At 67.0% G+C, this 25,042-nt stretch carries 19 protein-coding genes, 4 tRNA genes and 1 pseudogene; 14 read left to right on the top strand and 10 right to left on the bottom strand.

From position 1 onward, the window contains the following. Positions 1-7: 7 nt before the first annotated feature. Positions 8-769, bottom strand: coding sequence for a pyrimidine reductase family protein (locus AB0H50_RS00855; RefSeq protein ID WP_357444665.1), 762 nt, complete (start codon positions 767-769; stop codon positions 8-10). 35 nt (positions 770-804) lie between these two features. Here AB0H50_RS00855 and zapE point away from each other — a divergent pair, with 35 nt between their 5' ends. Next, positions 805-1,824, top strand: a complete 1,020-nt coding sequence (gene zapE / locus AB0H50_RS00850) for a cell division protein ZapE (protein WP_357444662.1) — start codon at positions 805-807, stop codon at positions 1,822-1,824. Positions 1,825-1,966: 142 nt separating this feature from the next. On the opposite strand, the gene AB0H50_RS00845 is transcribed toward zapE, so the two are convergent. From AB0H50_RS00845 to AB0H50_RS00835, 3 genes are all read right to left on the bottom strand, one after another. Next, complete coding sequence (locus tag AB0H50_RS00845) at positions 1,967-2,455, bottom strand: winged helix DNA-binding protein (protein ID WP_357444659.1); 489 nt, start codon at positions 2,453-2,455, stop codon at positions 1,967-1,969. Between the two features lie 75 nt (positions 2,456-2,530). After that, on the bottom strand, positions 2,531-3,310 hold the full coding sequence (locus AB0H50_RS00840; RefSeq protein ID WP_357444656.1) for an ABC transporter permease subunit: 780 nt from the start codon (positions 3,308-3,310) through the stop codon (positions 2,531-2,533). Between the two features lie 40 nt (positions 3,311-3,350). Continuing rightward, the gene (locus tag AB0H50_RS00835; RefSeq protein ID WP_357444653.1) at positions 3,351-4,235 is read right to left on the bottom strand and encodes an ABC transporter ATP-binding protein; all 885 of its coding nucleotides are present in this window, start codon (positions 4,233-4,235) and stop codon (positions 3,351-3,353) included. Positions 4,236-4,352: 117 nt separating this feature from the next. Between AB0H50_RS00835 and AB0H50_RS00830 the strand changes: the two genes are divergently transcribed. Then, a complete protein-coding gene (locus AB0H50_RS00830; RefSeq protein ID WP_357444650.1) occupies positions 4,353-5,105 on the top strand; it encodes an alpha/beta fold hydrolase in 753 nt (250 codons plus the stop codon). Positions 5,106-5,121: 16 nt separating this feature from the next. Here the strand turns inward: AB0H50_RS00830 and AB0H50_RS00825 are convergent, their stop codons facing one another. Beyond that, the gene (locus tag AB0H50_RS00825) at positions 5,122-5,652 is read right to left on the bottom strand and encodes a GNAT family N-acetyltransferase (RefSeq protein ID WP_357447131.1); all 531 of its coding nucleotides are present in this window, start codon (positions 5,650-5,652) and stop codon (positions 5,122-5,124) included. 291 nt (positions 5,653-5,943) lie between these two features. Between AB0H50_RS00825 and AB0H50_RS00820 the strand changes: the two genes are divergently transcribed. The 4 genes and pseudogenes from AB0H50_RS00820 (at position 5,944) to AB0H50_RS00805 (ending at position 10,311) form a co-directional block, all read left to right on the top strand. Next, positions 5,944-7,173, top strand: a complete 1,230-nt coding sequence (locus tag AB0H50_RS00820; RefSeq protein WP_357444647.1) for a cytochrome P450 — start codon at positions 5,944-5,946, stop codon at positions 7,171-7,173. Positions 7,174-7,365: 192 nt separating this feature from the next. Beyond that, positions 7,366-7,443: pseudogene (locus tag AB0H50_RS00815) on the top strand (hypothetical protein); the annotation flags it as partial. A gap of 161 nt (positions 7,444-7,604) precedes the next feature. After that, a complete protein-coding gene (locus AB0H50_RS00810; RefSeq protein WP_357444644.1) occupies positions 7,605-9,326 on the top strand; it encodes an NAD(P)/FAD-dependent oxidoreductase in 1,722 nt (573 codons plus the stop codon). 70 nt (positions 9,327-9,396) lie between these two features. Continuing rightward, a complete protein-coding gene (locus tag AB0H50_RS00805) occupies positions 9,397-10,311 on the top strand; it encodes a LysR family transcriptional regulator (RefSeq protein WP_357444641.1) in 915 nt (304 codons plus the stop codon). Here AB0H50_RS00805 and AB0H50_RS00800 read toward each other — a convergent pair whose 3' ends face one another. Then, positions 10,312-11,391, bottom strand: coding sequence for a hypothetical protein (locus AB0H50_RS00800; protein ID WP_357444638.1), 1,080 nt, complete (start codon positions 11,389-11,391; stop codon positions 10,312-10,314). Positions 11,392-11,759: 368 nt separating this feature from the next. Between AB0H50_RS00800 and AB0H50_RS00795 the strand changes: the two genes are divergently transcribed. Next, the gene (locus AB0H50_RS00795; protein ID WP_357444635.1) at positions 11,760-12,716 is read left to right on the top strand and encodes a hypothetical protein; all 957 of its coding nucleotides are present in this window, start codon (positions 11,760-11,762) and stop codon (positions 12,714-12,716) included. Positions 12,717-12,719: 3 nt separating this feature from the next. Here the strand turns inward: AB0H50_RS00795 and AB0H50_RS00790 are convergent, their stop codons facing one another. The 4 genes from AB0H50_RS00790 to AB0H50_RS00775 form a co-directional block, all read right to left on the bottom strand. Next, positions 12,720-13,916: a hypothetical protein gene (locus AB0H50_RS00790; RefSeq protein WP_357444632.1), complete on the bottom strand. Its 1,197-nt coding sequence runs from the start codon at positions 13,914-13,916 to the stop codon at positions 12,720-12,722. A 135-nt stretch (positions 13,917-14,051) separates the two neighbouring features. Beyond that, a tRNA-Val gene (locus tag AB0H50_RS00785) sits at positions 14,052-14,126 on the bottom strand. 1 nt (position 14,127) lies between these two features. Then, positions 14,128-14,198: transfer RNA gene (locus tag AB0H50_RS00780), tRNA-Cys, on the bottom strand. A gap of 45 nt (positions 14,199-14,243) precedes the next feature. Continuing rightward, positions 14,244-14,316: transfer RNA gene (locus AB0H50_RS00775), tRNA-Gly, on the bottom strand. 448 nt (positions 14,317-14,764) lie between these two features. On the opposite strand from AB0H50_RS00775, the gene AB0H50_RS00770 reads away from it, so the two are divergent. From AB0H50_RS00770 to AB0H50_RS00740, 7 genes are all read left to right on the top strand, one after another. Beyond that, positions 14,765-14,836 (top strand) — tRNA-Val (locus AB0H50_RS00770). Between the two features lie 760 nt (positions 14,837-15,596). Further along, the gene (gene istB, locus AB0H50_RS00765; protein ID WP_357444629.1) at positions 15,597-16,592 is read left to right on the top strand and encodes an IS21-like element helper ATPase IstB; all 996 of its coding nucleotides are present in this window, start codon (positions 15,597-15,599) and stop codon (positions 16,590-16,592) included. A 642-nt stretch (positions 16,593-17,234) separates the two neighbouring features. Continuing rightward, positions 17,235-21,932: an IPT/TIG domain-containing protein gene (locus AB0H50_RS00760; protein WP_357444626.1), complete on the top strand. Its 4,698-nt coding sequence runs from the start codon at positions 17,235-17,237 to the stop codon at positions 21,930-21,932. A 128-nt stretch (positions 21,933-22,060) separates the two neighbouring features. Then, a complete protein-coding gene (locus AB0H50_RS00755; protein WP_357444623.1) occupies positions 22,061-23,500 on the top strand; it encodes a glycoside hydrolase domain-containing protein in 1,440 nt (479 codons plus the stop codon). Then, positions 23,497-23,712, top strand: coding sequence for a hypothetical protein (locus AB0H50_RS00750; RefSeq protein ID WP_357444619.1), 216 nt, complete (start codon positions 23,497-23,499; stop codon positions 23,710-23,712). Before AB0H50_RS00755 ends, AB0H50_RS00750 begins: the two co-directional genes overlap by 4 nt. A 282-nt stretch (positions 23,713-23,994) precedes the next feature. Next, positions 23,995-24,450, top strand: coding sequence for a hypothetical protein (locus AB0H50_RS00745; RefSeq protein ID WP_357444616.1), 456 nt, complete (start codon positions 23,995-23,997; stop codon positions 24,448-24,450). Between the two features lie 219 nt (positions 24,451-24,669). After that, complete coding sequence (locus AB0H50_RS00740; RefSeq protein ID WP_357444613.1) at positions 24,670-25,020, top strand: hypothetical protein; 351 nt, start codon at positions 24,670-24,672, stop codon at positions 25,018-25,020. Positions 25,021-25,042: the final 22 nt, after the last annotated feature.

Here is a 25,042-nt window from a genome sequence, read left to right as displayed (position 1 = left end):
GCGGGTTTCATCGACGGGCCCACCGGGTCAGCACCGTGCCGTCCTTGTCGAGCAGGATGTGCCTGCGCTCCATCGGCATCCGGAACTCGTGCGCGGACAGCGAGATTCGCCGGGCCGTGCCGCCGACCAGCACCGGCGCGGTGGTCAGGCACAGCTCGTCGATCGCGTCCGCCTCCAGCAGCTCGCCGAACAGGTGCGGGCCGCCCTCGCACAGCACGCGGGTGAGCCCGCGTTCGGCCAGCGCCGCCAGCAGGCCCTTCGGCGTCACCGCGACGCCGCCCGCCTCGATCACCACGCCGCCCGCCTCGGCCAGCGCTTGCTTGCGGTCCGCGGGCGCGGTGCTGGTGGTGATGATCAGCGGCGGCACCGCCGTGTCGGTGAACAGACGGCAGCCCGGTTCCAGCGCGGCGCTCGCGGTGACCACCGCGATCGGCGGCGGCGCGCCGTCCCGGTGCCCGCCGAGCCCGCGGTCGTAGAGCGCCCTGCGGCGGGTGGCGCTGGTGCGCGCGCCGCCGTAGTTCTCGGTGCGGACGGTGCCGGCGCCGACCAGCACCACGTCGGCGAGTTCGCGCAGGAGCATGAAGACCGTCTTGTCGGCCGGGGTGCCGAGGCCCGCTGTCACATCGTCGCTGGTCGCGGCGCCGTCGATGCTGGCGACGAAATTCGCCCTCACCCAGGGCGCGTCGAGATGGAGGGGATAGGCGTAGAGCTTGGCCAGATCGTCTCGGCTGAGCTCTGTGAGCTGGATCGCATTGTGGATACGCTGCATGAAGTCAGATCACACCACGTCATTAGGCTTCGTCCATGCAAGAACGCCTTGTCGATCGCCATCCGGAGGTTCCGGCGGACCAGCTCGTCGCTCAAATGGTGCCGCCGCCCATGTTCGACGAGGTCAGTTTCGCTTCCTACATCCCGGATCCCAAAGAGCCGAGCCAGGCCGCGGCCGTGCGCAAGGCCGAGGATTTCGCGGGGCAGGTGGCCAAGATCCACAAGGCCGCGAGCAAGAAGGGTCTGTTCGGCAAGAAGAAGCCGGTCAGCGGCGCGGGTCTGTACCTCGACGGCGGCTTCGGCGTCGGCAAGACGCACCTGCTCGCCTCGATCTTCCACAGCGCGCCCGCGCCGAAATCCTTCGGCACCTTCGGCGAGCTGACCAACCTGGTCGGCGCGCTCGGCTTCAACAACGCCGTGGAACGGCTCGCGGGCAACAGCGTGCTCTGCATCGACGAATTCGAACTCGACGATCCGGGCGACACCATGCTGGTCTCGCGCCTGCTGACCGAGCTGTCCGCCCGCGGCGTCTCGATCGCCGCCACCTCCAACACCTTGCCCGGCCAGCTGGGCGAGGGCCGTTTCGCCGCACAGGATTTCATGCGCGAGATCAAGAAGCTCGGCGCGATCTTCGAGGCCGTGCGCGTCGACGGCCCCGACTACCGCCACCGCGACCTGCCGCCGGCGCCGGAGCCGACCTCGGCCGAGGAGCTCGCCGAACGAGCTTCCGCCACATCGGGTTCCACGCTCGACGACTTCGACGACCTGCTGAAGCACCTGAGCACGCTGCACCCCTCCAAGTACGGCGCGCTGATCTCCGATCTCTCGGCGGTGTTCATCTCCGGCGTGCATCCGGTGACCGACCAGGCCGTCGCGCTGCGCATCGTGGTGCTGGCCGACCGCCTCTACGACGCCAGCGTCCCGGTCACCGTCTCGGGCGCCAAACTGGACGAGATCTTCTCCCAGGAGATGCTCGACGGCGGCTACCGGAAGAAGTACCTGCGCGCCATCTCGCGTCTGCTGGCGCTGTCCCGCTTCGAGGCCGCCGCGGCCTGACTGGACGCCGCGTCCGATCAGGTGAACCGGACCTACGGCGGATTCGACGCCGGTGCGGGCGAGGGCCTCGGCCGCACCGACGCCGACCTCGCGGCACTGAAGGCCAAGATGCTCGCCTGAGCGTTCATCCGGCGGCGCGGCTTCACGACCGGTGCTCGGCGTACCACCGGTCGACCAGGGCGGGCATCTCCTTGCTCAGCCAGACGAAGAACTCGTGAATGTCGAGGACCCGCGCGGCTTGTTCGCCGTGCGGATCGTCGAACAGGGCGAGCCCGCGTGCGGTCATCGCGGTCAGGTCGGTGTACTGGCTGCTCTGCGCGCGGATCAGCTCCGGCATGATGCCCGGCCGGATCGAGTAGTAGTCCTTGCGGTCGCCCGGTTTGGAGCTCTTGTCGACCCAGCGCATGGTGGTCAACTGCTTGAGCGAGTTGGAGATCGAGCCCTTGGACGCCTGTAGCGCGTCGGCGATCTGGGCGAAGGTCTGCTCGGGCGGATCGCAGATCAGCAGCCAGCCCGCCGCGCGACCGGTCATCCGGACCAGACCCATGCGTTCGAGCACGAGCGCGAAATCCTCGACGAAGGCCAACTGTTCGGGAGTGGGCGCCGCCTGGTCGTGTTCCGTGCTGGTCATCGGTCGAGTATCCCTTTCGTGCGGAAGAAACGGGAAAACGGGGCGGGCCGTGTCGGCCCGCCCCGTGCGGTGCGGTTACACCGCGAGGTCGCGGCGGTCGAAGACGGCCAGCGCGGCGGCGACGACCACGGCCGCCAGCGCCACGAGCACCGCGAGGTGGCCCAGGTCGGCCCCGTTCACCAGCGGCGAGTGGCCGTTGGCGTAGTAGAACGGCGAGAGCCTGCGCAGCCATTCGCCCCCGTCGAACATGCCGCCGAGGTTGTTGGCCAGGTAGCCCGCGACCGCGACCAGCGCCGCGAAACCCAGTGTCAGCGCCCGCTTTCCGGTCGCAGCGCCGAGCAGCAGGGTGATCGCCCCGATCAGCAGGGCCAGCAGACCGAGGCCCGCGCTCGCGGCGACGATGTGCCCGCCGGCGATGTCGAGTCCGCCGCTGTTCGCGCCGGCGAAGACGCTCAGCGTGAGCACCGAGGTGACCACCGCGATCTGCACCGCCAGCGCCGCGAACCGTTGCGCCAGCAGGCTTTTCCGGTCGATCGGCTGGGCGAGCAGCAGATCGAGCATGCCGTTCTCCTCCTGCGTCACCGACCGGGTGGCGAAGGTGACCGCGAAGATCACCATGAGCAGCAACCCCATCAGCGAGAACACCGTGGAGTTCAGATAGCCGGTGGCGCTGGCGAAATCGCTGAGCCCCATGGCGTCGTACATCGTGTTCTGCCCGATGTCGAGCGTGCCCTGGTCACGCAGCGACCGGTAGGACGGCAGATACATCATCGGGACGATGGCCAGGCCGATCGACCAGCCGATCAGGCCGCGCCGCTGTTCCTTCAGCGTCTGGGTGAAGACCGAGCGTGACATGTGAGTTCTCCTGTGCGAGTGATGGTTTCGTTTGAGTGGCTCAGCGGCCGTAGAGGCTGAAGAAGATCTGCTCCAGGTCCGGTTCGGTGGACAGCACGCTCACCAGCCGGTACTTGGCCGCCTTCTTGAACAGCTCGTCGACCTCGCCCTCGGTGGTGCAGCGCACCGTCCGGTCGGTCACCGACAGGTCGTGCACGCCGGGCAGGCCGGCGAAATCGTCGGTGAACACGTCTTCGTCGAAGACCAGTTCCACCGCGCGCGGTGAGCGGCGGCGCAGATCCTCGACGTTCTCGGTGCCGAGCAGCTTGCCCGCCCGCATGATCACGGCGCGGTCGGCGGTCTGCTGCACCTCGCTCAGGATGTGCGAGGACATGAAGACCGTCTGGCCGTTCGCCTTCGCCTCGCTCACCAACGTCAGAAAGCGTTGTTGCAGCAGCGGATCCAGGCCGGAGGTGGGTTCGTCCAGGATCAGCAGCCGCGGTCGGTGCATGAACGCGGCGATGATGCCGACCTTCTGCTTGTTGCCCTTGGACATCGCGCCGACCTTCCTGGACAGGTCGAGGTCGAGCAGGTCGGCCAGCTCGACGATCCGGCCCCGTTCGACGGTGCCGCGCTGGTCGGCGAGGAAGCCGAGCAGATCAGCGGCGGTGTTGCGGCCCTCGATCTCCAGTTCACCGGGCAGGTAGCCGATGTGCGCGCGCAGCTCGGCTCCGCCGACGCGGGGATCCGTGCCGAGCACCTCGACGCGGCCCGCGGTGGGGCGGATCAGGTCGAGCAGGATCCGGATGGTGGTGGACTTGCCCGCGCCGTTGGGGCCGAGGAAACCGAACACCTCGCCCTGGGCGACCTCCAGGTCGAGGTCGGTGAGTGCGACGTGCTTGCCATAGTGCTTGGTGAGGCCTTCGGCCAGGATCGCGGCGGACATGATGCTCCTTCGAGGTTCCGATGTCCCGATATGTTCCGTAAGAACTGATGTGTTCAGTAAAGACTGAACATCCAGAACATGTCAACCCCTGGTTCGACCCTGGCTACGATCCGGGTTATGTCGAAGTTCAAGACCTGGGACGGGCTGGAGCTCAGCTACCGCGTGTGGGAGGGCGACGGCCGCACGGTGGTGTTGCAGCACGGCGTCGTCGCCGACACCAACGCCAACTGGATGAGCATGGGCGTGGTGGCCGCGCTACAAGCCGCCGGACATCGGGTCGTCTCGCTCGACGCGCGCGGCCACGGGCGCTCGGAGAAGCCACACGACCCGGCGCGGTATTCGTGGGACGCCATGGCTCGCGATGTGCGCGCGCTTTACGACGAGCTCGGCCTGGAAGACGTCGCGCAGGTGGGCTATTCGATGGGCGGGGTGATCTCGCTGCTGGTCGCCGCGGCCGACGAGCGGGTCGCGAAATTGGCTGTCGGCGGCATCGGTTCGGGTGTGATCGACTGTGGCGGCGTCGATCGGCGAGTGGTCGAGCCCGAGGCGATTCTGCTGGCGATGAACGGCGACGGTGCGGACGCGCCCCCGGTGGCCAGGATGTTCCGCGTTCTCGCCGACGCCGTGCGGGCCGACCTGGCCGCCATCCGGGCGCTGGTCGTCGGTTTGGACGAACGCCCGATCACCGGCCTGGACGACATCACCGTGCCCGCGCTCGTGCTGGCCGGCTCCGAGGATCCGTTCGCCGCCGAACCAGAGCGCCTCGCGGCGGCGTTGCCGGACGGTCGCTCCGTCGTCGTTCCCGGCGATCACATGCTGGCCGTGATGCATGCCGAGTTCAAGGCCGCCCTGGTCGATTTCGTGCGGTGATCGACCCTCCGCGCGGTCAGAAGACCAGGCGCATGACGTAGTCGTCGTGGAGCTGATGGCCGACGGGGAAGGTCTTGGTGCCGACGATCTGGAAGCCGTGTTTGGCGTAGAAGCGGTGGGCGCGGGTGTTCGCCTGGTTGACGCCGAGCCAGACGCCCGCGTAGCCGCCCTCGCGAGCGTGCTCGAGCGCGGCGTGCATGAGCGCTGTCGACACCCCGGCGCCGTGGTGACCCGGTAGCACGTACATCTTGCTGATCTCGACGACGGGGCGCAGGTCGACGGCCCTGGCCACTTCCGGGTCCGCGGGTTCGCCCGCGTGCAGCATCGCGTAGCCGACGATATCGTCGCCCGCGACCGCCTTGAGAACGATCCGTTCGGGATCGGTCAGGTATTCGCCGAATCGTTCGCCGGACAGCACCTCGGTCAGGTAGATCTCGATGTCGTCCGCGGTGGCGCCGGGCGGGCAGGCGAGCGGAAAGGTCGCGGCCGCAACGTCGCTGAGGGCTTCGGCGTCCCACAAACCGGCCCGGTCCACGATGACTGGGATGTTGCTCATAAGTCCAGTAGAGCACGGTCGCGGCGCGCGGCGCACCGGCGATCCGATGTGGTCGCGCGGGTTCGGTCGGTCGTGCAGCCATGTGCAGTGCACCCGTTCGCGTGGCGTCGGCCCGCCCCGAGTGGCGCTCGGCTCGGCTGCGGCGAGAGGGTGGTCGCGGCACCGCGCGATTATCCGCGGAGCCGGTGGCCCTTGTGATCCGGCGCGATTGTGGCCGAACTTCGTGGTGCGTGCCACTATCGAAGGGGCGCAACATAACTCGCGACTGGGGAAGGCCTTTCGATGATGAGACAGCTGCCACCGGATTTCTTTCGTACGCCGTATGCCTTCTATGAACAGCTCCGGGCCGAGGGCCCGGTGCATCAGATCCAACTGCGCACGGGGGTGCGCGCCTGGCTGATCGTCGACTACGACGCGGCGCGCGAAGCGCTGCGCAATCCGACGATCCGCAAGGACCCGCACACCGACACCGGCGCCGAAGCCCGCCGCGACAGCGCGGGCAAGAGCGGTGTCGGCGGCGTGAACGAACGCCTCAGCCACCACCTGCTCAACATGGACCCGCCGCATCACGCCCGCCTGCGCAAACTGGTCACCCCCGCGTTCGCCCCCGCCCGCATCGAGGCGCTCACCCCGCGCATCACCGCGATCACCGACGAGCTGCTCGACGGTCTCGCGCGGGCGGAGGGGCCGGTGGATCTGATGGAGGAGTTCGCGTTCCCGCTGCCCATCACCGTGATCTGCGAGATGCTCGGCGTGCCGACCGCCGACCGCGCCCAATTCAAGGAATGGTCGGCGGTGGTCTCCGACATCACGCTGGCCGACCCGGTGCGGATGCGCTCGGCCACCGACGCCATCGTGGCCTACTTCGAGGACCTGCTCGCCCGCCGCCGTGCCGAGGGCCCTGGCGCCGATCTGATCTCGGACCTCGTCACCGCGGGCGACGCGGACGACCGGCTCACCGACGACGAGATCATCTCCATGGCCTTCCTCATCCTCATCGCCGGCCACGAGACCACGGTCAACCTGATCGGCAACACGATGCTCACCCTGCTCTCCGATCCGCAGCGATACGCGGCGCTGCGGGCGGAACTGGACCGGGTGCCCGCATTGGTCGAGGAGATGTTGCGCTTCGAGGGCCCGGTGAACATGGCGACGCTGCGCTACACGACGGTGCCCACCGTCATCGGCGAGACCGAGGTTCCGGCGGGGGAACTCGTCCTGGTGGCGCTGGGTTCGGCCAACCACGACGAGCGGCACTTCGCCGCTCCGGAGACCTTCGACGCCGAACGAAACACCAACGGCCACCTCGCCTTCGGGCACGGCATCCACTTCTGCCTCGGCGCGGGTCTGGCCAGGCTGGAGGCGCGCGTCGCGATCTCGCGGCTGCTGGATCGCTATCCGGACCTGCGGCTCGCGGTGGACGCCGACGAGATCTCGTGGCGGGAGAGCGTTCTGTTCCGCGGCGTGCAGGATCTGCCGGTCGAAGTGACCAAAGCGCCCGCGCTGCGCTGATTCGCGTCCCGCCGTTCGCCGGCCGGATCATCCACAGGCCGCCGGTTCTCCACAGCGAACGGCGACGAGGGTTCCGAGGTCCGTGCGGGTGTGCCAGGCTGAACTCGGCGCACCCGCATGGACACCTCGGGAGGAGGATCGATGAGTCGCGTGCTCTCGGGCCTGCTCCAGGTCGGCGGCGACGAAGCGCCGCCGACGGACGCGGAACTGCGCGATCGGCTGGTCACCTTGCTGCTGGCCGGGCACGAGACCATGGCGGCCGCGCTGTCCTGTGCTGGCCCCGGCCGATCCGCGACCCCAGCGCGGGCGGGTGCGCAACATCACCACCGTGCCGCACGGCAAGGCCAGAATCATGGTCACCTCGCGCGAGATCCGATGAATCTGCGCCCGCGAGCTATACCGCGCGGTGCGGGCGGGTAATCTCGGTGGCCATGACGAGCGGGAACCGCATCGCGATCGTAGGCGCGGGCATTGCAGGCTTGGCCTCCGCGAAGGTGTTGAGCCGAGAGGGTTTTCCGGTCGAGGTGTTCGACCGCGCGCCCGATGTCGGTGGTGTCTGGAGCGCGACCCGGCGTTATCCCGGGTTGCGCACGCTGAACAGCAAGCACACTTATCGGTTCTCGGACTACGCCATGCCGGAGGATTACCCGCGCCTGCCCGACGGCGCCCAGATGCAGGCCTACCTGGAGGGATACGTGCAGCAGTTCGGGCTGCGCGAGAACCTGCGACTGGGTACCGAAGTGGTGGCCGCCGATCCGGTGGACAGCGGCTGGCTGCTGGAGATCCGCGACGAGACGGGCGTGCATCGCACCTCCTGCGATCACTTGGTCGTGGCCAACGGTGTGTTCAGCGAACCCGAGATGCCCGACTATCGCGGCGCTGAGACGTATCTCGCGCGCGGCGGGCAGCTCTATCACTCCTCGGAGTTCCTCGATCTCGAGCAGGCGCGCGGGAAGTCGGTGGTGGTGGTCGGATACGGCCAGTCCGCCTGCGATATCGCCGAGGCGGTCAGCCACGTGGCGGCCGCGACCACGGTGGTGGCTCGTCGTTTGCTGTGGAAGATGCCCCGCAGGCTCAGCGCCGGTCTGGACTTCGAGCGGCTGTTCCTCACCCGGCTCGGCGAAGCGCACTTCCGTTACCACAGCCCGCGCGGCTTCGAACGCTTCCTGCACGGTGCGGGGCACAGCTTCCGCGACACCGATTTCGACGTGATCCAGGAACTCGCCACCAAGAAGCTGGGCCTGCGCGACCTGGATCTGGTTCCGAAGGGCCGCTTCGAGGAGATCGCCCAAAGCACCGCGAGCATCGCGACCGAGGGATTCTTCGAGCAGGTCCGCGATGGCCGGATCGCCGTCCTGCGGGACACGACCGTCACCGAGCTGTCCGGCACGCCCGCGGGTTGCGCCGCGTGGCTCTCCGACGGCCAGGTCGTCCCCGCCGACATCGTGGTGTGCGCCACCGGCTTCCAGCAGCGGGTGCCGTTCCTGACGCCGTACATCCAGCGCAGGCTCACCGACGACGACGGCAACTTCCGCCTCTACCGGCACATTCTGCCGACCGAGGTGCCGAATCTGACCTTCGCGGGCTACAACTCCTCGCTGCTCGGCGCGCTCAGCGCCGAGGTCGGCGCGCACTGGACCGCCGCGCTGCTCGGCGGCCGTCTCGCGCTGCCGTCGCCGGAGGAGCGCAGCGAGCAGATCGACGAGCGCCTGCGGTGGATGTCGGCGGGCACCGGCGGCCACCACGCGCACGGCACGACCATCACGCCGTTCGCCCTGCACAACATCGACGAGATGCTGGCCGACCTGAAATTCCGACTACCGCCGGGCACCCGGCTCGCCCAGTGGTTCCGGCCCGTGAAACCGGCCGCGTACCGCGGGCTCTCGGAGCGCGGGCAGCGCCCGGCGAAGCCGACTCCACCCGGACCGGCGCCCGCCGAGGCGGTACCGGCTCCGGCGGAAGCGCACCCGGCTACCGCCGAGATGTATCCGCCGACGGCCGAAATGCGTCCGGCGACAGCCGAAGTTCACCCACGGCCCGCCGAGATGCATTCGACACCAGCTGAAACGTATCCAGCCCCAGCTGAAACGTATCCGGCACCAGCTGGACAGTATCCATCGTCGTGGCGCGACCCGTACCGGTCGCAGACCTGATGCTGGGAGTTTGCGGATTGTCGCCGACGCAACGCCAACGCCCGTATCTTGCGTCTGTGATAATCCGCGAGTGGATGCCCTCGACCTGAATCTGCTGGTAGCCCTGGATGCGCTGCTCGACACGAACAGCGTCACCAAGGCTGCCGAACGCCTGGGCACCTCGACCCCCGCCATGAGCCGGACGCTCGCGCGGTTGCGCCGGACGCTGGACGACCCGCTGCTGGTCCGGGCCGGCCGGAACCTGGTCCCGACACCGCGCGCCCTCGAATTGCGTTACGAGGTCTCCGCGTTGGTCGAACGCGGGCGCGCGCTGCTGGACATCCGCGCCGAGGCCGACCCGGCCGGTCTGCGGCGCGGCTTCACCGTGCAGGCCGACGATATGGTCCGTACCCATCTCGCCGCCCCGCTGCTGGCCGCCGTGCGCCGCCGAGCTCCCGGCGTCACCGTGCATTTCCTGCCCGACGGCCACGACGGCACGGCGGGGTTGCGCGAAGGGCGCGCCGACATCGCCGTCGGCGTCCTGGAGCGCAGCGATCCCGAGATCACCGTGCAACGGGTGCTCGGTGATCGTCTCGTCGGCGTCGCCGCGCCGGACCATCCGCTGATCACCGAGCGAGTCACCGTGGCCGCTTACGCCGCCGCGGCCCATCTCGCGATCTCCCGGCAGGGTCGCTCGCGCGGCCCGATCGACGACCGGCTGGCCCTGCACGGCCGCACCCGCCGGGTGGTGGCGATCGTCCCCGATCTCAGCACCGCGCTGCTGTCGGTGCGCTCCGGCGAACTCGTCTGTCCCGCGCCCGCTCGGTTGGCCCGCGACGCGCTGCGCGCCATGGGACTGCGCGCCTTCGACATTCCGCTGCCGCTGCCCGAGGTGACGGTCGGCATGGCGTGGCATCCGCGCAACACCGCCGACAGCGGGCATCGCTGGTTGCGCGAAACGATCCGCGCGCTGCTCGCGCCGCCGGAGCGGAGCGAAACCGAGTGACTATTGCGCGGACGGGTCGCCCGGCGGACTGCTGAGCGGCCTGCCGAACGGGCCCGCCGGGTTGCGCTTGAGTTCGTCGAGCATGGCCTGAAGCTTGTCGACATGCGAATTGTCGTCGACGGTCGCGTGATGCTGGGTCGGCCCGGCGGCGGGCTCGTCGCGCGGCGCGGTCAGGGTGGTGTCGGCGCGACTGGTGAGCGTCGGCGCCTCCAGACGGCCGTTCAGCCGCGGCGCTGAGTTGACTACAGACGTGTTGACGCCAGACATGTTGACGCCAGACGTATCGACGACGGGCGTGCCGACGGTGCCGAAGCCCAGTCGCTCCTGCGGTGTTTCGGTGCGCGGCGCGATCTCCGCGGGCTCGGCGTGCGCGTTCGAGACCGGTTCTGGCGCGGCGTCGTAGGGCGCGCCGCGCGAGACGTTGGGCTCGACCCAATCGTGCAGCGCGGCCGGGACGGGGACGGTGTCCCTGCGAGGCAGCGAGGTCGGCGGCGCGGTCTGCTGCTCGACGCGCGCCACGATGGCGGCGGCCTCGAGACTGTCGGTGCGCGACGGCTCGGGGGCCGGCTCAGGGCGGAGCGGCGCGGACGGTCGGAGGCGTTCGGCGCGAGGAGCTTCGGGACGCGGAGTCTCGGGGCGAGAGGTTTCGGCGCGCAGGGTTTCGGTGTGCAGAGTTTCGGGGCGAGAAGTTTCGGTGCGCAGGGTTTCGGGGCGAGAAGTCTCGGTGCGCGGGGTTTCGGCGCGGGAGTTCTCGGCGCGTAAGGATTCGGGTCGCGGCTCTTCGAGACGCGCCGTCGGCGCGGCGGGTGCCCGCCGCGCGGCGCGGGGCAGCGGCGCGGCCCCGGCGCGTTCGACGGACGCGCCGGACGTCACGTCATCGACCCGCGTCTCCAGTGCCGAGACATTCTGCTCGGTACGGAAGGCCCAGGCCTCCAGCTTCTTCAGGCGCGCCTCGACGCCGTTGTCCTCACCGACCCGGGCGGCGACGCTGTCGAGTTTGTCGCTCACCTCGCGCAGGAGCTCCGCGATGCCCGACAAGATCGCGCCGACCGATTCGGCGCCCTGCTGGCCGTGCTCCATCCGTACCTTCTTCCCCGTAGATGCCCGAACTGCGCGTGGCCTGGCGATTCTATCCACAGCCCTTCGGAGGCGCGGGGGGAGCACCGCCCGGCGCGGCTGAGGCGGAGGGCGGACGATCCGGCGCGCCCGGCCGCGTCGCCGAATTGGCGGCAAAAATCGATCGGCCGAAATTTCTGTGGTCTTTCTCGCGTATGTCGCTGCGAAATCCCTTGTGACACAGCGCACATCGCCTGATGGGAGGTGTCACGCCGGTGGCGGCGCACCCGAGCGCGGGGTATAGGGGGCTGGCGGGCGGCCGAAGATAAGCGCACTCTTGATCTATGGAGTAGGTCGAGAGACCGTGCGGTGTTGGGCAGGGGAGTGATCGCGTGAGAACGACGCAGCGCGTGGAGCAGGCATGCGGACGTCGGGCGATGCTCGCCGAATTGGGCATTGCCGATGTGCAGGGCGAGGTACGCACGGCGGTGGGTGATCGATCCCGGTACAGCTGCCGTTGCCCGGGATGCGCCGACGCCCAATGGGATATCCAGCGACTCAAGTACTGGTTGTGCGGCAGGCTGGTGGCCTTCGGCGCCGACGAGGCCGATGTGGACCGCCGCGTCGGCGGCATCCGCGTCGACATTCTGTGGCGGATCGGCGAGCGGACCTACGCCGTCGAGGTGCGCAGCGGTCCGCTGGACCGGACGCTCGCCCACGAACACACGGCCCGGCTGCGCGCGGCGGGATGCGACGGCGTGCTGTGGCTGTGCCAGCCCGGCTACTGGGTGGCCCACCTGCCCGCGCTCGGCATCGCCGACTTCGCCCCGCCCGCCTGCGATTACCTGATCGACATGGGCATGTTGGCGGCCGAGCACAGCGCTGTCGCGATGCCGCGGCGCGAGCCGTTCGAGTTGCGCGAGTTCCTGCGCGGCTGGGTGTCCGGCGAGATCGCCTGGGGTTTTCGCGACGAGATGACGGGAGGATGGGCAACCGTGACCGACTGGGAGCATCACACGAGAACGCAGGCCGCGGTGATCGCCCGGCAGCGGCAGGAGCTGGTCAATCAGCGCACCGCCCTCGCGCTGTCCCGGAAGTCGGTCAGGGACAAGCAGAAACAGGTGATGAAGCTGACCGCCCGGCTGGAGCGCGCCGAACACGACGCGCAGACGCACGCGGACGCGCTGGCCGAGGTGAACCGCAAGCTGGCCGACCACCATCGGGTGGACAACAGTCTGCGCGCCACCATCGCCGGGCTGCAGCAGACGGTGAGCCACTGGCAGTTGATCACCTACTGCGCGATGTTGCTGATCGTGACGTTTCTCGCGGCGGCCATGGTGGTGCGCTGAGCGTCAGCCGCGGGTCAAGCGGAACGGGCCGCGGTCCCAACGCCATTCGTTGCGCAGCACCAGCGCCGCGAAATCGAGCAGTTCGAGACCGGATTCCTCGCGCAGCCGCCGCACCTCGCGCCACGGCACCGGCCCACGCTCGACGAGTTCGGCGAGACCGTTCGCACGGCGGGCGTCCACTTCGCGGCGGGTGAGTTCCGGTAGGCCGAGGCGGCTTCCCGTCCAGACCAGCCACCCCCAACCCTCGGCGTGCGCCCGGTCGCGCGCCGCCGCCGACTTGGCGCGGTTGACGTGGAAGGCGACGTGGCCGAGCGGTTGCACGTCGATCAGCGCGACCCGGCCGTCGGTGAAACGCGCGGCGACGCTCGGGTAGTGGACGCGCTCCGAGCCGTCGATGTCGTAGCGCACCGCGATCGGATGTTCCTGAAACGTCTCGACCGTGTCGGCCGTGTTGAGCGTGCGCAGCAGCCGGGCTTGCAGCGCGGAGTCGAAGCCGACGTCGCGACCGACCTTGTCCAGGTAGAACCGGCCGCGTCCTTCGTCGTCGCCGTCGACCGTGCGGGCGGAGTTCGTCGGCAGCGCGGCAGGCGAGCTCACGGGCCACTCGACCCGTGCCGCCCATTCGCCGATCTCGGTCGCGGCCGCGGGCTCGGCGTCGCGCAGCTTCGCCAGCTGCCGGTTCGTCTTCTTCTGCCACGCCATGATCCGCTGCATGACGTAGCCCGCAATCCGTTTCGCGTCCTCGGGGGCGTGCCCCGCGAGCCGCAGTTTCAGATACGACAATTCGTTGGCCGCCAGATCCGCGTCGGTCGCGTACGTCTCCACCAGCAGCGCCCGCACCAGCGCCGAATCCCGCCCGTCCACCGGATACCGCCCGGCGAATACCTCCGCCTCCCGGCCCCCGATCGACGCCGCCTCCCGCAACATCTGCCCGACCGCCCGAGTGTGCAACTGCCGCACCCGATCCCGCGCCAAATCGAACCGCGCCCCGATCCGCGCCAACGTCTCCGGCCCCTCCCCACCGATCCCCAGCCGATACCCCACGATCTCCGCATCCCGCTTCCGCCGCTCCGCATGCACCCCCACCAGCCCCGCCAACACCTCGTTGACCTCTTCCAGCCCGAACGACACCTCCCCCCGAATGTCATCCGGAAACGCCGCCTCGCCGCCCTCTACCGCAACCCCCGAGTCACCAGCCACAACCGGCAGCCTAACGAGGGTCCCCGACAACTGACGGCACTCGACGCGGCTCGACAACGGATCTCTGGAGATGGCACGTCTCCGGCACAAACAAAATCAGACCCGGTGAAAACCGGGTCTGACCTCGTGAGACGGTGGTGCGCGATACTGGGATTGAACCAGTGACCTCTTCCGTGTCAGGGAAGCGCTCTCCCGCTGAGCTAATCGCGCGAGGTGGAGACGGGAATCGAACCCGTGTGCACGGCTTTGCAGGCCGTTGCCTCACCACTCGGCCACTCCACCGCGCAAAGGGGGAAGGCTGTTTACACTGCCTGGCCCTACCTCTCGAGCGGATGACGGGATTCGAACCCGCGACCCTCACCTTGGCAAGGTGATGCGCTACCAGCTGCGCTACATCCGCATTTGCATCTCGGGGGCTTTCGTTCCGGCCTCCGTGGTGCGAGACAGAACATTAGCCGACGCCCGGTGAAAGGTACAAATCCGCTGGTAGAACGGCTGAAAACGGCGAAGTTGCGAGTGTGGCCGGTGCGGCCGGTGGGGTGTGGGGGACTGGCGAGGCGGGTGCGGCGTCGGATCGCTTGGTCTCGGCGGGGCGCCCCAGGGATTCCCCTCTGGCGGTCGACTCGGCGTTCGGCACTCGGCGCGCGGCCGGGTCGGCTGGAGCTGGCGCCGCTGGGTTCGGGCGCGGTGGATAAGGATCGCGCGGTGACTCATCCGCAACAGGACGACTCACCCGCAACACGACGAATCGGTGCTGTCCAGGTGGCGATTTGGTGGCTGACCGGTAGGGCGTGCTAATGTTCCATCTCGTTCGGAAGGCATCGAGTCGCCACCCGAACGGAGAGTTCGGTCTCATAGCTCAGCGGGAGAGCGTCCGCCTCACACGCGGAAGGTCGCTGGTTCGATCCCAGCTGGGACCACTCGGAAAGATGGCCCTGACCAGCGAGTTCCTGGTGCAGGGTCTTCTTTTGTTCCATTGCTGTAGCCAATCTGTAGCCTATCGCCGAGACTCTCCCCTCCGCCGTGTGCGGCGCCTTCGTCGGCTTCCTGCGAGCGTGCGCGAACTCCTGCGGCCGGTGTTTGTCGTCACTGATGTCGTTGTCGATGTAGGCGCGGTGTTCGCGGCGACCGTCATCTTCGCGCGGGCACACGCTTGCCGCGCCCTCCCCAGTCCGAGATCGATATCTTCGACAACGACGAGTGGGAGCTGTTCGAGCAATTGCCGGCCGAACGCTGGCGCCCCAGGCGGAGTTCGGCCTCGTCTCCATGGCGCGTCCAGGTGAGATCGCTCTGCTCGTGCGCGACGGCAACCCGGGCACCGGCGCGGTCCGGATCGACAAGGGACGGCGGAATTCACCTGAAACTTGGGCGCACCCAGATCCGAACGCGGAATCTGCACTGTCAGCGTGCCTCTGGAGACCCTCGACCGCGTCGCCCCGACATGCTCCTCGCTGAACACCTGCAGCCTCGGGGTGATACCGGAGTCCGCGCCCTGCAGCTACGATTTCGGCCGCAGTCATCAGAATGGGAAGACCGACTACCGGAAGAGGGTTCGATCGAGGTTCCCTGGGCCCGTGCCTTGTTCATCAACCATGACGGCGATTGCTCACGAATCTTGACGGAGGGCGTTGCGGAGTCACGGATTCCAGGCGACACCTGCGGTTATAGTGGAATTGCTGGTTGCGGGGCGAGGGGAGGCTGCTGGTGTCTGACATATCGAAAGTTGAGCTGTACGCGGCTATCCGCCAGGATCTTCGTGCCGGCTTGTCCAAGCGTGCCATCGAGCGCAAGCACAAGGTCGGGTGGCGCACGGTGGCCAACGCGACGGAGTCCGTGTGGCCGGAGCCGCGGAAGGAGTATCCGCCGCGACCGCAGAAGCTGGATCCCTACAAGCCGTTCATCGACGATGTTCTGCGCGCCGATCTGGATGTGCCTCGTAGGCAACAGCACACGGCGACTCGGATCTATCACCGTTTGCTCGAGGAGCACGGCATGAGGGACGTCTCGTATCAGCGAGTCAGTGCCTATGTCCGCGAACGCAAACCACAGCTGCAGACGGAACAGATGACGGCCCGTCGCCGCTCTGAACGGTTCGTCAAGGCCGCCGGGTTCCCTCGCTCTAAAACGTTGCGTGACTTCGATTTCGGTGCCAATCCAAGTGTCGACCCCGCCATGATCCGTACTCTCGCTACCTGCGGCTGGGTCAAGGAAGGGCTGCCGTTGTGCTTGATCGGTGACTCCGGCACCGGGAAATCCCATCTGCTCATCGCCTTGGGCACCGAGGCGGCGAAGGCCGGATACCGCGTCAGGTACACCCTGGCTGCCACGCTGGTCAACAAGCTGATCGAAGCCGCGGATAACAGACGGCTCACCAACACCATCGCCCGCTACAGCGGCGTCGACCTGCTCTGCATCGACGAGCTCGGCTACACAGAGCTGGACAGACGCGGCGCCGAGTTGCTGTTTCAGGTATTGACCGAACGTGAGGAGCGGAAGTCGGTCGCGATCGTCTCCAACCGCCGCTTCGCCGACTGGTCGACGACATTCACCGACGCTGGGCTCCGCGCCGCCATCATCGACCGGCTTACCTTCGGCGGCAACATCATCGAGACCGGCACCCACAGCTACCGCTGGGCACGTGCCAAGACAGCCGAACCCACCGACGAACCACGCTGACCTGCCGATCTCCGGCTCGCACCGCCGATGCCTTGGCGTTCGGTCGCTGCGCCTGCTCGACAAATGGCTTGTCGGCGCTCCCGCTTCGGATTCATCGGATGGCGGGATCTTTGTGAGAAACAAACGTTCCGAATTCAGAAGAGATACGCATCATTGATGCCGTAGGAATGCGTGAAGAACTCGACCTGAAGCGCCGTCGAAATTCGTGATAAAACGCCGTCGGGATTCGTGATAAAACGCCGTCGAAATTCGTGAGAAATGCACCGAAACCGTAGCTGACCTGCTCGTACGCTCGAGTTCTATCCAGGATAGATTATTGCGCTCCGTATTCTGTAGGCGTATGTTTGTGGATGGCTTCATATCCGGTCGATTTCTGCAAGGGGGAAATGTAGCCAATTCAAGATAATGGACGAAGTGGCAGTGCGAACAAAGCGACGCTGCTACTCGAAATGCACCTGCGTCACCGGCAACGGTGAGCCGCATTACTGACTGCTGGCAATGTCATCCGCAGTACCGCTATGGCAGCGGTCAGGCGCTCGTGGCACTGCCCGGGACCGGCTCCCGGCAGCGCCACAATCTGCCCCGGCCCACTGCCCCAGGGCTGGACCGGGGGCTCTGATCGACTCTCGAAGGAAGATACTCATGCCGACCATCACTTCCCTCTCTCCGAGCTCGGGGCCTGCATCGGGGAACAACAGCGTCACGATTACCGGCACCGGGTTCGTCCCCATTGTCACCAGCGTGAAGTTCGGTACGGTGGCAACGACTTTCACGGTGGACTCTCCCACACAGATCACCGCCATCGCCCCTCCCGGATCGGGCACGGTGCAGGTCACCGTCACCACATCCTCGGCGGGAACCAGCAACGGTGTTCCCTACACCTATCTCCCGGTTCCTTCCCTGAGCAGCGTGAGTCCCACTCAGGGGCCAACCACTGGCGGGAACACGGTCACCCTCACCGGCACCAATCTGACCGGCGTCACCGCAGTCAGCTTCGGTGGCACGGCGGCAACCTCGTTCACGGTGGTCTCGGACACGCAGATCACTGCTGTCGCTCCTGCCGGAACCGGCATTGTGCAGATCACGGTCACCGCCCCGGGCGGAACCAGCAACGGGGTGACCTACATCTATGTCGTCGTGCCCACGATCACGTCCATCTCCCCAACCGCGGGGCCTGCTTCGGGCGGTAACAGCGTCACGATCACCGGCACCGGGTTCACCGGCCCCCTCACTGTGCGGTTCGGCACCACCGCCACTACCTTCACCGTGAATTCCAGCACCCAGATCACCGCGGTCGCTCCCCCGGGGACGGGCACGGTGCAGGTCACCGTCACGGGCTCGGGTGGTACCAGCAACGGGGTGTCCTACACCTATGCCGGGGTTCCCGCTCTGACCAGCATCACTCCCAACACAGGACCAGTGGTCGGTGGGACCACGGTCATCCTCACCGGGACGGGGCTGTCCACTGCCTCCGCGGTCAACTTCGGTGCCACACCGGCGACTTCGTTCACCGTGAACTCCGACACCCAGATCACGGCCGTAACCCCCGCGGGAACCGGAACGGTACAGGTCACTGTCACCACCGCGGGTGGAACCAGTAACGGCGTCGCTTTCACCTATGTCGCGGTGCCGACGCTGACCACGGTGGTTCCGAATGTTGGGCCGGTGGCCGGTGGTACGACGGTGGTCCTGACGGGGACGAACTTCACCGGGGCTACGGCGGTGAGTTTCGGTGCGACTCCGGCGATCTCGTTCACTGTGAACTCTGCCACGCAGATCACGGCGGTCGCGCCCGCTGGAACCGGGACGGTGCAGGTCACTGTCACCACGGCGGGTGGAACCAGTAACGGCGTCGCTTTCACCTATGTCGCGGTGCCGACGCTGACCACGGTGGTTCCGAATGTTGGGCCTGTGGCCGGCGGTACAACCGTGGTCCTGACCGGAACGAATCTGACCGGGGCCACGGCGGTGAGTTTCGGTGCGACACCGGCGACCTCGTTCACCGTGAACTCGGCTACGCAGATCACGGCGGTCGCTCCGGCGGGTGCGGCTGGGACGGTGCAGGTCACTGTCACCACGGCGGGCGGAACCAGTAATGGTGTCGCCTACACCTACGTCGCGGTGCCGACACTGACCACAGTGGTTCCGAACGTGGGACCGGTGGCCGGCGGTACAACCGTGGTCCTGACCGGAACGAATCTGACCGGAGCCACCGCGGTGAGTTTCGGTGCGACACCGGCAACGTCGTTCACGGTGGACTCGGCTACGCAGATCACGGCGGTCGCGCCCGCTGGAACCGGGACGGTGCAGGTTACCGTTACCACTGCCGGTGGAACCAGCAACGGTGTCACCTACACCTATGTCGCGGTCCCCACCTTGGTCACGGTGGTTCCGAATGTTGGGCCGGTGGCCGGCGGTACAACCGTGGTCCTGACCGGAACGAATCTGACCGGGGCTACGGCGGTGAGTTTCGGTGCGACACCGGCGACCTCGTTCACCGTGAACTCGGCTACGCAGATCACGGCGGTCGCTCCGGCGGGTGCGGCTGGGACGGTGCTGATCACCGCTACTACGGCGGGTGGAACCAGTAATGGTGTCGCCTACACCTACGTCGCGGTGCCGATACTGACCACGGCGGTTCCGAATGCTGGGCCGGTGGCAGGTGGTACGACGGTCGTTCTGACGGGTACGAACCTGACCGGGGCTACGGCGGTGAGTTTCGGTGCGACTCCGGCGACTTCGTTCACCGTGGACTCGGCCACGCAGATCACAGCGGTCGCCCCGGCGGGTGCGGCTGGGACGGTCCAGGTCACCGCTACTACGGCGGGTGGAACCAGCAACGGCGTCGGCTACACCTATGTGGCGGTGCCCACACTGACCACCCTGGTTCCGAACGTGGGACCGGTGGCCGGCGGTACAACCGTGGTCCTCACCGGAACGAATTTGACCGGGGCCACCGCGGTGAGTTTCGGTGCGACTCCGGCGACTTCGTTCACGGTGGACTCTGCCACGCAGATCACGGCGGTTGCGCCCGCTGGAACCGGGACGGTTGCGGTCACTGTCACCACGGCGGGTGGAACCAGCAACGGCGTTATTTTCACCTATGTCGCGGTGCCGACGCTGGTCACGGTGGTTCCGAATGTGGGGCCGGTGGCCGGTGGTACGACGGTCGTTCTGACCGGAACGAATCTGACCGGGGCCACGGCGGTGAGTTTCGGTGCGACTCCGGCGATATCGTTCACCGTGGACTCTGCCACGCAGATCACCGCGGTCGCGCCCGCTGGAACCGGGACGGTTGCGGTCACCGTTACCACGGCGGGTGGAACCAGTAATGGTGTCTCCTACACCTATGTCGCGGTGCCCACGCTGACCACGGCGGTTCCGAACGTGGGACCCGTGGCCGGTGGCACGACGGTGGTCTTGACGGGGACGAATCTGACCGGGGCTACCGCGGTGAGTTTCGGTGCGACTCCGGCGACCTCGTTCACGGTGGACTCTGCCACGCAGATCACGGCGGTCGCGCCTGCCGGAACCGGGACGGTTGCGGTCACCGCTACCACGGCGGGTGGAACCAGCAACGGCGTTACCTACACCTATGTCGCGGTCCCCACCTTGGTCGCGGCGGTTCCGAACGTGGGACCGGTGGCCGGTGGCACGACGGTGGTCTTGACGGGGACGAATCTGACCGGGGCTACCGCGGTGAGTTTCGGTGCGACTCCGGCGACCTCGTTCACCGTGGACTCTGCCACGCAGATCACGGCGGTCGCGCCTGCGGGTGCGGCTGGGACGGTGCAGGTCACCGCTACTACGGCGGGTGGAACCAGCAATGGTGTCGCTTACACCTATATCGCGGTGCCCACGCTGGTCGCGGCGGTTCCGAACGTGGGACCGGTGGCCGGTGGTACAGCGGTGGTCTTGACCGGAACGAATCTGACCGGGGCTACGGCGGTGAGTTTCGGTGCCACACCGGCGACCTCGTTCACGGTGGACTCTGCCACACAGATCACAGCGGTCGCGCCCGCTGGAACCGGGACGGTTGCGGTCACCGCTACCACGGCGGGTGGAACCAGTAATGGTGTCGCTTACACCTATGTCGCGGTGCCCGCGCTGACTACGGCGGTTCCGAACACCGGCCCGGCAACCGGTGGAACAACGGTGGTCCTGACCGGAACAGATCTGACAGGAGCCACCGCGGTCAGTTTCGGTGCCACACCGGCGACCTCGTTCACAGTGGACTCTGCCACACAGATCACGGCAGTCGCGCCCGCTGGAACCGGAACGGTGCAGATCACCACCACAACAGCCGGTGGAACCAGCAACGGTGTCGCTTACACCTATGTCGCAGCGCCGACACTGGTCACGGCGGTTCCGAATGTGGGACCCGTGGCCGGTGGCACGACGGTGGTCCTGACCGGAACGAATCTGACCGGCGCCACGGCGGTGAGTTTCGGTGCGACACCGGCGACCTCGTTCACCGTGGACTCTGCCACGCAGATCACAGCGGTCGCCCCGGCAGGTGCGGCTGGCACGGTGCTGATCACCACCACCACAACCGGTGGTACCAGCAACGGGGTGTCCTACACCTACGTCGCGGTGCCCGCGCTGACCACGGCGGTTCCGAACCAGGGACCGGTGACCGGTGGAACGACGGTGGTTCTCACCGGAACGAATCTGACCGGCGCCACGGCGGTGAGTTTCGGTGCGACACCGGCAACGTCGTTCACGGTGGACTCGGCTACGCAGATCACGGCGGTCGCTCCGGCGGGTGCGGCTGGGACGGTGCTGATCACCACCACCACTGCGGGTGGTACCAGCAACGGGGTGTCCTACACCTACGTCGCGGTGCCCGCGCTGACCACGGCGGTTCCGAACCAGGGACCGGTGACCGGCGGCACAACGGTCGTTCTCACCGGAACAGATCTGACCGGGGCCACGGCGGTGAGTTTCGGTGCGACTCCGGCAACGTCGTTCACGGTGGACTCGGCTACGCAGATCACGGCGGTCGCGCCTGCGGGTGCGGCTGGGACGGTGCAGGTCACCGCTACCACGGCGGGCGGAACCAGTAATGGTGTCGCCTACACCTACGTCGCGGTGCCGACACTGACCTCGGCGGTTCCGAACAGCGGCCCGGTGGCCGGTGGAACAACGGTGGTCCTCACCGGAACAGATCTGACCGGAGCAACCGCGGTCACCTTCGGTGCCACGCCGGCGACCTCGTTCACGGTGGACTCTGCCACGCAGATCACGGCGGTCTCCCCGGCAGGTGTGGTTGGGACCGTGCTGATCACCGCCACCACGGCGGGTGGTACCAGCAACGGGGTGTCCTTCACCTACGTCTGACCGGGCGGTCCGGGCGGCTGACGCCCGGCACCGGATGACGCCGAACCACGCCCTGGGCGGACTACCAATTCTCTGCCCAGGGCGCTGGTTCAGCAGCACTCACCACACGATATCGAGGAGGCGAGGCAGTGAAACTGCTGGACTTCTCTGCGAGTCTGATCGACCCGCAAGCCATCAAGGACGCGGGATACGACGGTGTGATCGGCTACTTCTCGAACTCGAGGCCCGGCGCGAACTTCGGTGCGAAGCCGCTGCGGCGCGACTACTGCGATCGTCTGCGCGCATTGGGATTGGAGATCGTCTCGAACTACCAGTACGGCAAGGATGCTACTTCGGATTGGCTCGCCGGATTCGATGGCGGCGTCCGGCACGCCGAGATCGCCCTGAAGTACCACACCGAGGCGGGCGGGCCCGGCGACCGGCCGATCTACGCGCCCGTCGACTCGAATCCTTCCCTCGAAGAGTGGAATTCGCAGATCGCGCCGTTCCTGCGCGGTTGGGCGTCGGTAATCGGTCTGGAGCGGACCGGTATGTACGGCAACGCGCGCTGCATCGACTGGGCGCTCCAGGACGGCGTCGCCAGCTGGTTCTGGCAGCACGACTGGTCCGGCGATCCATCGATCAACGGCGACCATCCCGCCGCTCACATTCACCAGATCGAAATCGACAAACGCACGGTCGGCGGCGTCGGAGTGGACGTGAACGTCACTCTCGAAGACGACTACGGGCAGTGGTCCGCAGCGACAGGCGCAAGTAGCGCCAGGGGGCATCCGCTCGGAGTCGATCTCGTTCCATATCGCGAGCAAATGAACCGGCTGTGGAACGACGCCGACAACACCAAGCAGCTGATCGTCGAGCACACCACCGAGAGCGAGAGCGGGAACACCTCCGTCATCGACTACCTGGAGCGAACCGGCAACGGGTCGTACCAGACGATGATCGACTTCGACGGCGAAGAAGTTCGCATGGTGCCCGACAACAAGCAGGCGTGGGCAGCGATGGAGCAAGGCAACCGCCGCGGCCTGCACGTATGCGCGATGGGTCGAGCCGAGTGGACGCGTGACCGGTGGCAACAAGAGGGAAAGCTGCTCGAGCGCACCGCGATGCGGTATGCGGAATGGAGTCGCCTGTACGGCATCCCGCTCGTGAAGATCAGCGCCGCTGATGCGGCCAACGGAATGCGGGGGATCGTCGGCCACATCGACATCACCGCCGCGTTCCACGAGTCCGACCACTGGGACCCCGGCGACAACTTCCCGTACGACCTCGTGATCGCGCGGGCATTCGAGATCAACAACGGCACAACGATATCGGAGGCGATCATGTCCCTGGCAGATGAAGAACTCGGCAAGCGGTTCGGATCGCGGTCGAAATACCGTGCCAACGACGACCTGGTCGATACGCTCGCCGGGTTTGTCCTCGACATCGACGCTCGAACCCACGAGGAGCACGTCGAACGCGAAGCCCTGAAAGGTATCGGCTGGGCCGTCGACCTCGTGAAGCGGGAAGCCGCACGGGGTGATGCGGGCGCGCAGGCGGTACTGGCGGAGATCGAAGGTGCCAAATGAAACGCATACCTGAACCAGCACTCGTCCGGTCGATCTTGGTTGCCGTCACTGGCGTCATCGCCTTGTTCGTCGGCCAGCAGATCGATACGGGTTGGATCGAGTCCGCGGTGACCGTCTATGCCGCGATCAGCCCGATTATCGCGGGCGTGTTGATCCGACAAGCGGTCACACCTGCTCGGGCGGCAACGCCCGAACCCGACGAGGCGGAGTAGCGGCTCCTCTCGAAGTTGGCCCGGCCGCAAGCGCTCCCGGGTGTGTTGACGAGGAGGGGAAATGTCCGGGCACGATGGCGTGTCGAAGCGAACCCTGACAGTGCTGGTGTACATCGTGGCGCTGGCCTGGGCGACAAATCTTCTCGCACCTCTGGTAATCGATGGATACACGAGTAACACCGGTGCCAACGGGGTAATGGGCGCTCTGATCGGGCTCCTGGGCGCCGCACGGTATCAGGTATCACGCAACGATGGAGCCCATTCGGAGGAAGGTAGATCCCAATGAACGGCGTGATCCTGCAATTCCTGTTCGGGGCGGCTTGTATGGGAATCGGCTTTTTCGCCGGTCTGAGTTTGGGATGGCGTGAATATAGGATAGGTGGTAGACATTTCGCCGCGCCCACGGTGCCACATACGGACAGGCAGCAGGCGTATGTGCTGATTGTTATTGCCGCGCTGAGTCTGGCGAGCACCGTGTACGCCGGAGTTCAAACGGCCCGGCAGGCGGAGTGCAACACCGACTTCAAGCAGAGCCTGGTGGCCCGATCCGCGATCTCGACGGAAAACCAGCGTCATCTCGACGATATGATGTCCGCTGTCGCGGTGTCGGTGTCGAATCCGCAGCCGGGTTCACGGGAAAGGGCGAGACAAGCGATTTTGGACTACCAGCAGTGGGCGGAAAAGGCTGCGGAGCAACGCGCCGCCAACCCGATCGGAGATCCGCAATGCGGCGATTGAACAGTCGGGCTTGCCTCGGCAGAGCCGGGTCGACATCGGGTTAGGTGTGAGGCGCCGCAGCTTCGCTTCGCATGGATGAAAGGTATCCAGAGTATGGCATGGCGTGCTAATTGCCAATATATTGCTGGCTCGTTGTGAACCGTGTCTGGTAGTGGGCCGGGTGTACCGCGAGTACGACGAAGCCGCCGAAGCGGTCGGCGAGTCTGGCGGGTTGAGCGAATGGCCGCGTGTACGCTGACCGGCGCAGTGTTTGCTGTTGAATTGCTCAACATGGCGAAAGGGGTAAGGGCGATGAAGTGTGTCGCATTTGCTGTGACGTCGGTGGTGGGTGTGATCTGTGTTGCCGCGCTTGCCGCTGGTACGGCGGCGGCGGCGATCCCGCCGGCAGGGGTGCACTGCGCCGGGATGACCTGTACGAACTCGACCGCCGCACCGCAGGTCGTCAACGGAACGGCGGTATGCGCGACCGGGATCGCATTGCCGGTCAACGTCATGCTCGAACCGTTCACTACTCGCATGATCAACGCGACGTGCGCCAACGGAGCTCAACCGCTCGGCCTCAGCTTCTGATTTGCCAGGATCGCGTATGCGC

The sequence above is a fragment of the Nocardia sp. NPDC050793 genome (genome assembly GCF_040654065.1).
Classification (GTDB): Bacteria; Actinomycetota; Actinomycetes; order Mycobacteriales; family Mycobacteriaceae; genus Nocardia.
The sequence above is the reverse complement of the archived record's forward strand: the minus strand, read 5'-3'. Positions and strand labels throughout refer to the sequence as shown.

Bases quoted from the DNA above. Each gene is read 5' to 3' on its own strand.
- AB0H50_RS00855 (WP_357444665.1), bottom strand. From the start codon at position 769: ATGCAGCGTATCCACAATGCGATCCAGCTCACAGAGCTCAGCCGAGAC.
- zapE (WP_357444662.1), top strand. From the start codon at position 805: ATGCAAGAACGCCTTGTCGATCGCCATCCGGAGGTTCCGGCGGACCAG.
- AB0H50_RS00845 (WP_357444659.1), bottom strand. From the start codon at position 2,455: ATGACCAGCACGGAACACGACCAGGCGGCGCCCACTCCCGAACAGTTG.
- AB0H50_RS00840 (WP_357444656.1), bottom strand. From the start codon at position 3,310: ATGTCACGCTCGGTCTTCACCCAGACGCTGAAGGAACAGCGGCGCGGC.
- AB0H50_RS00835 (WP_357444653.1), bottom strand. From the start codon at position 4,235: ATGTCCGCCGCGATCCTGGCCGAAGGCCTCACCAAGCACTATGGCAAG.
- AB0H50_RS00830 (WP_357444650.1), top strand. From the start codon at position 4,353: ATGTCGAAGTTCAAGACCTGGGACGGGCTGGAGCTCAGCTACCGCGTG.
- AB0H50_RS00820 (WP_357444647.1), top strand. From the start codon at position 5,944: ATGATGAGACAGCTGCCACCGGATTTCTTTCGTACGCCGTATGCCTTC.
- AB0H50_RS00810 (WP_357444644.1), top strand. From the start codon at position 7,605: ATGACGAGCGGGAACCGCATCGCGATCGTAGGCGCGGGCATTGCAGGC.
- AB0H50_RS00800 (WP_357444638.1), bottom strand. From the start codon at position 11,391: ATGGAGCACGGCCAGCAGGGCGCCGAATCGGTCGGCGCGATCTTGTCG.
- AB0H50_RS00760 (WP_357444626.1), top strand. From the start codon at position 17,235: ATGCCGACCATCACTTCCCTCTCTCCGAGCTCGGGGCCTGCATCGGGG.
- AB0H50_RS00750 (WP_357444619.1), top strand. From the start codon at position 23,497: ATGAAACGCATACCTGAACCAGCACTCGTCCGGTCGATCTTGGTTGCC.
- AB0H50_RS00745 (WP_357444616.1), top strand. From the start codon at position 23,995: ATGAACGGCGTGATCCTGCAATTCCTGTTCGGGGCGGCTTGTATGGGA.
- AB0H50_RS00740 (WP_357444613.1), top strand. From the start codon at position 24,670: ATGGCCGCGTGTACGCTGACCGGCGCAGTGTTTGCTGTTGAATTGCTC.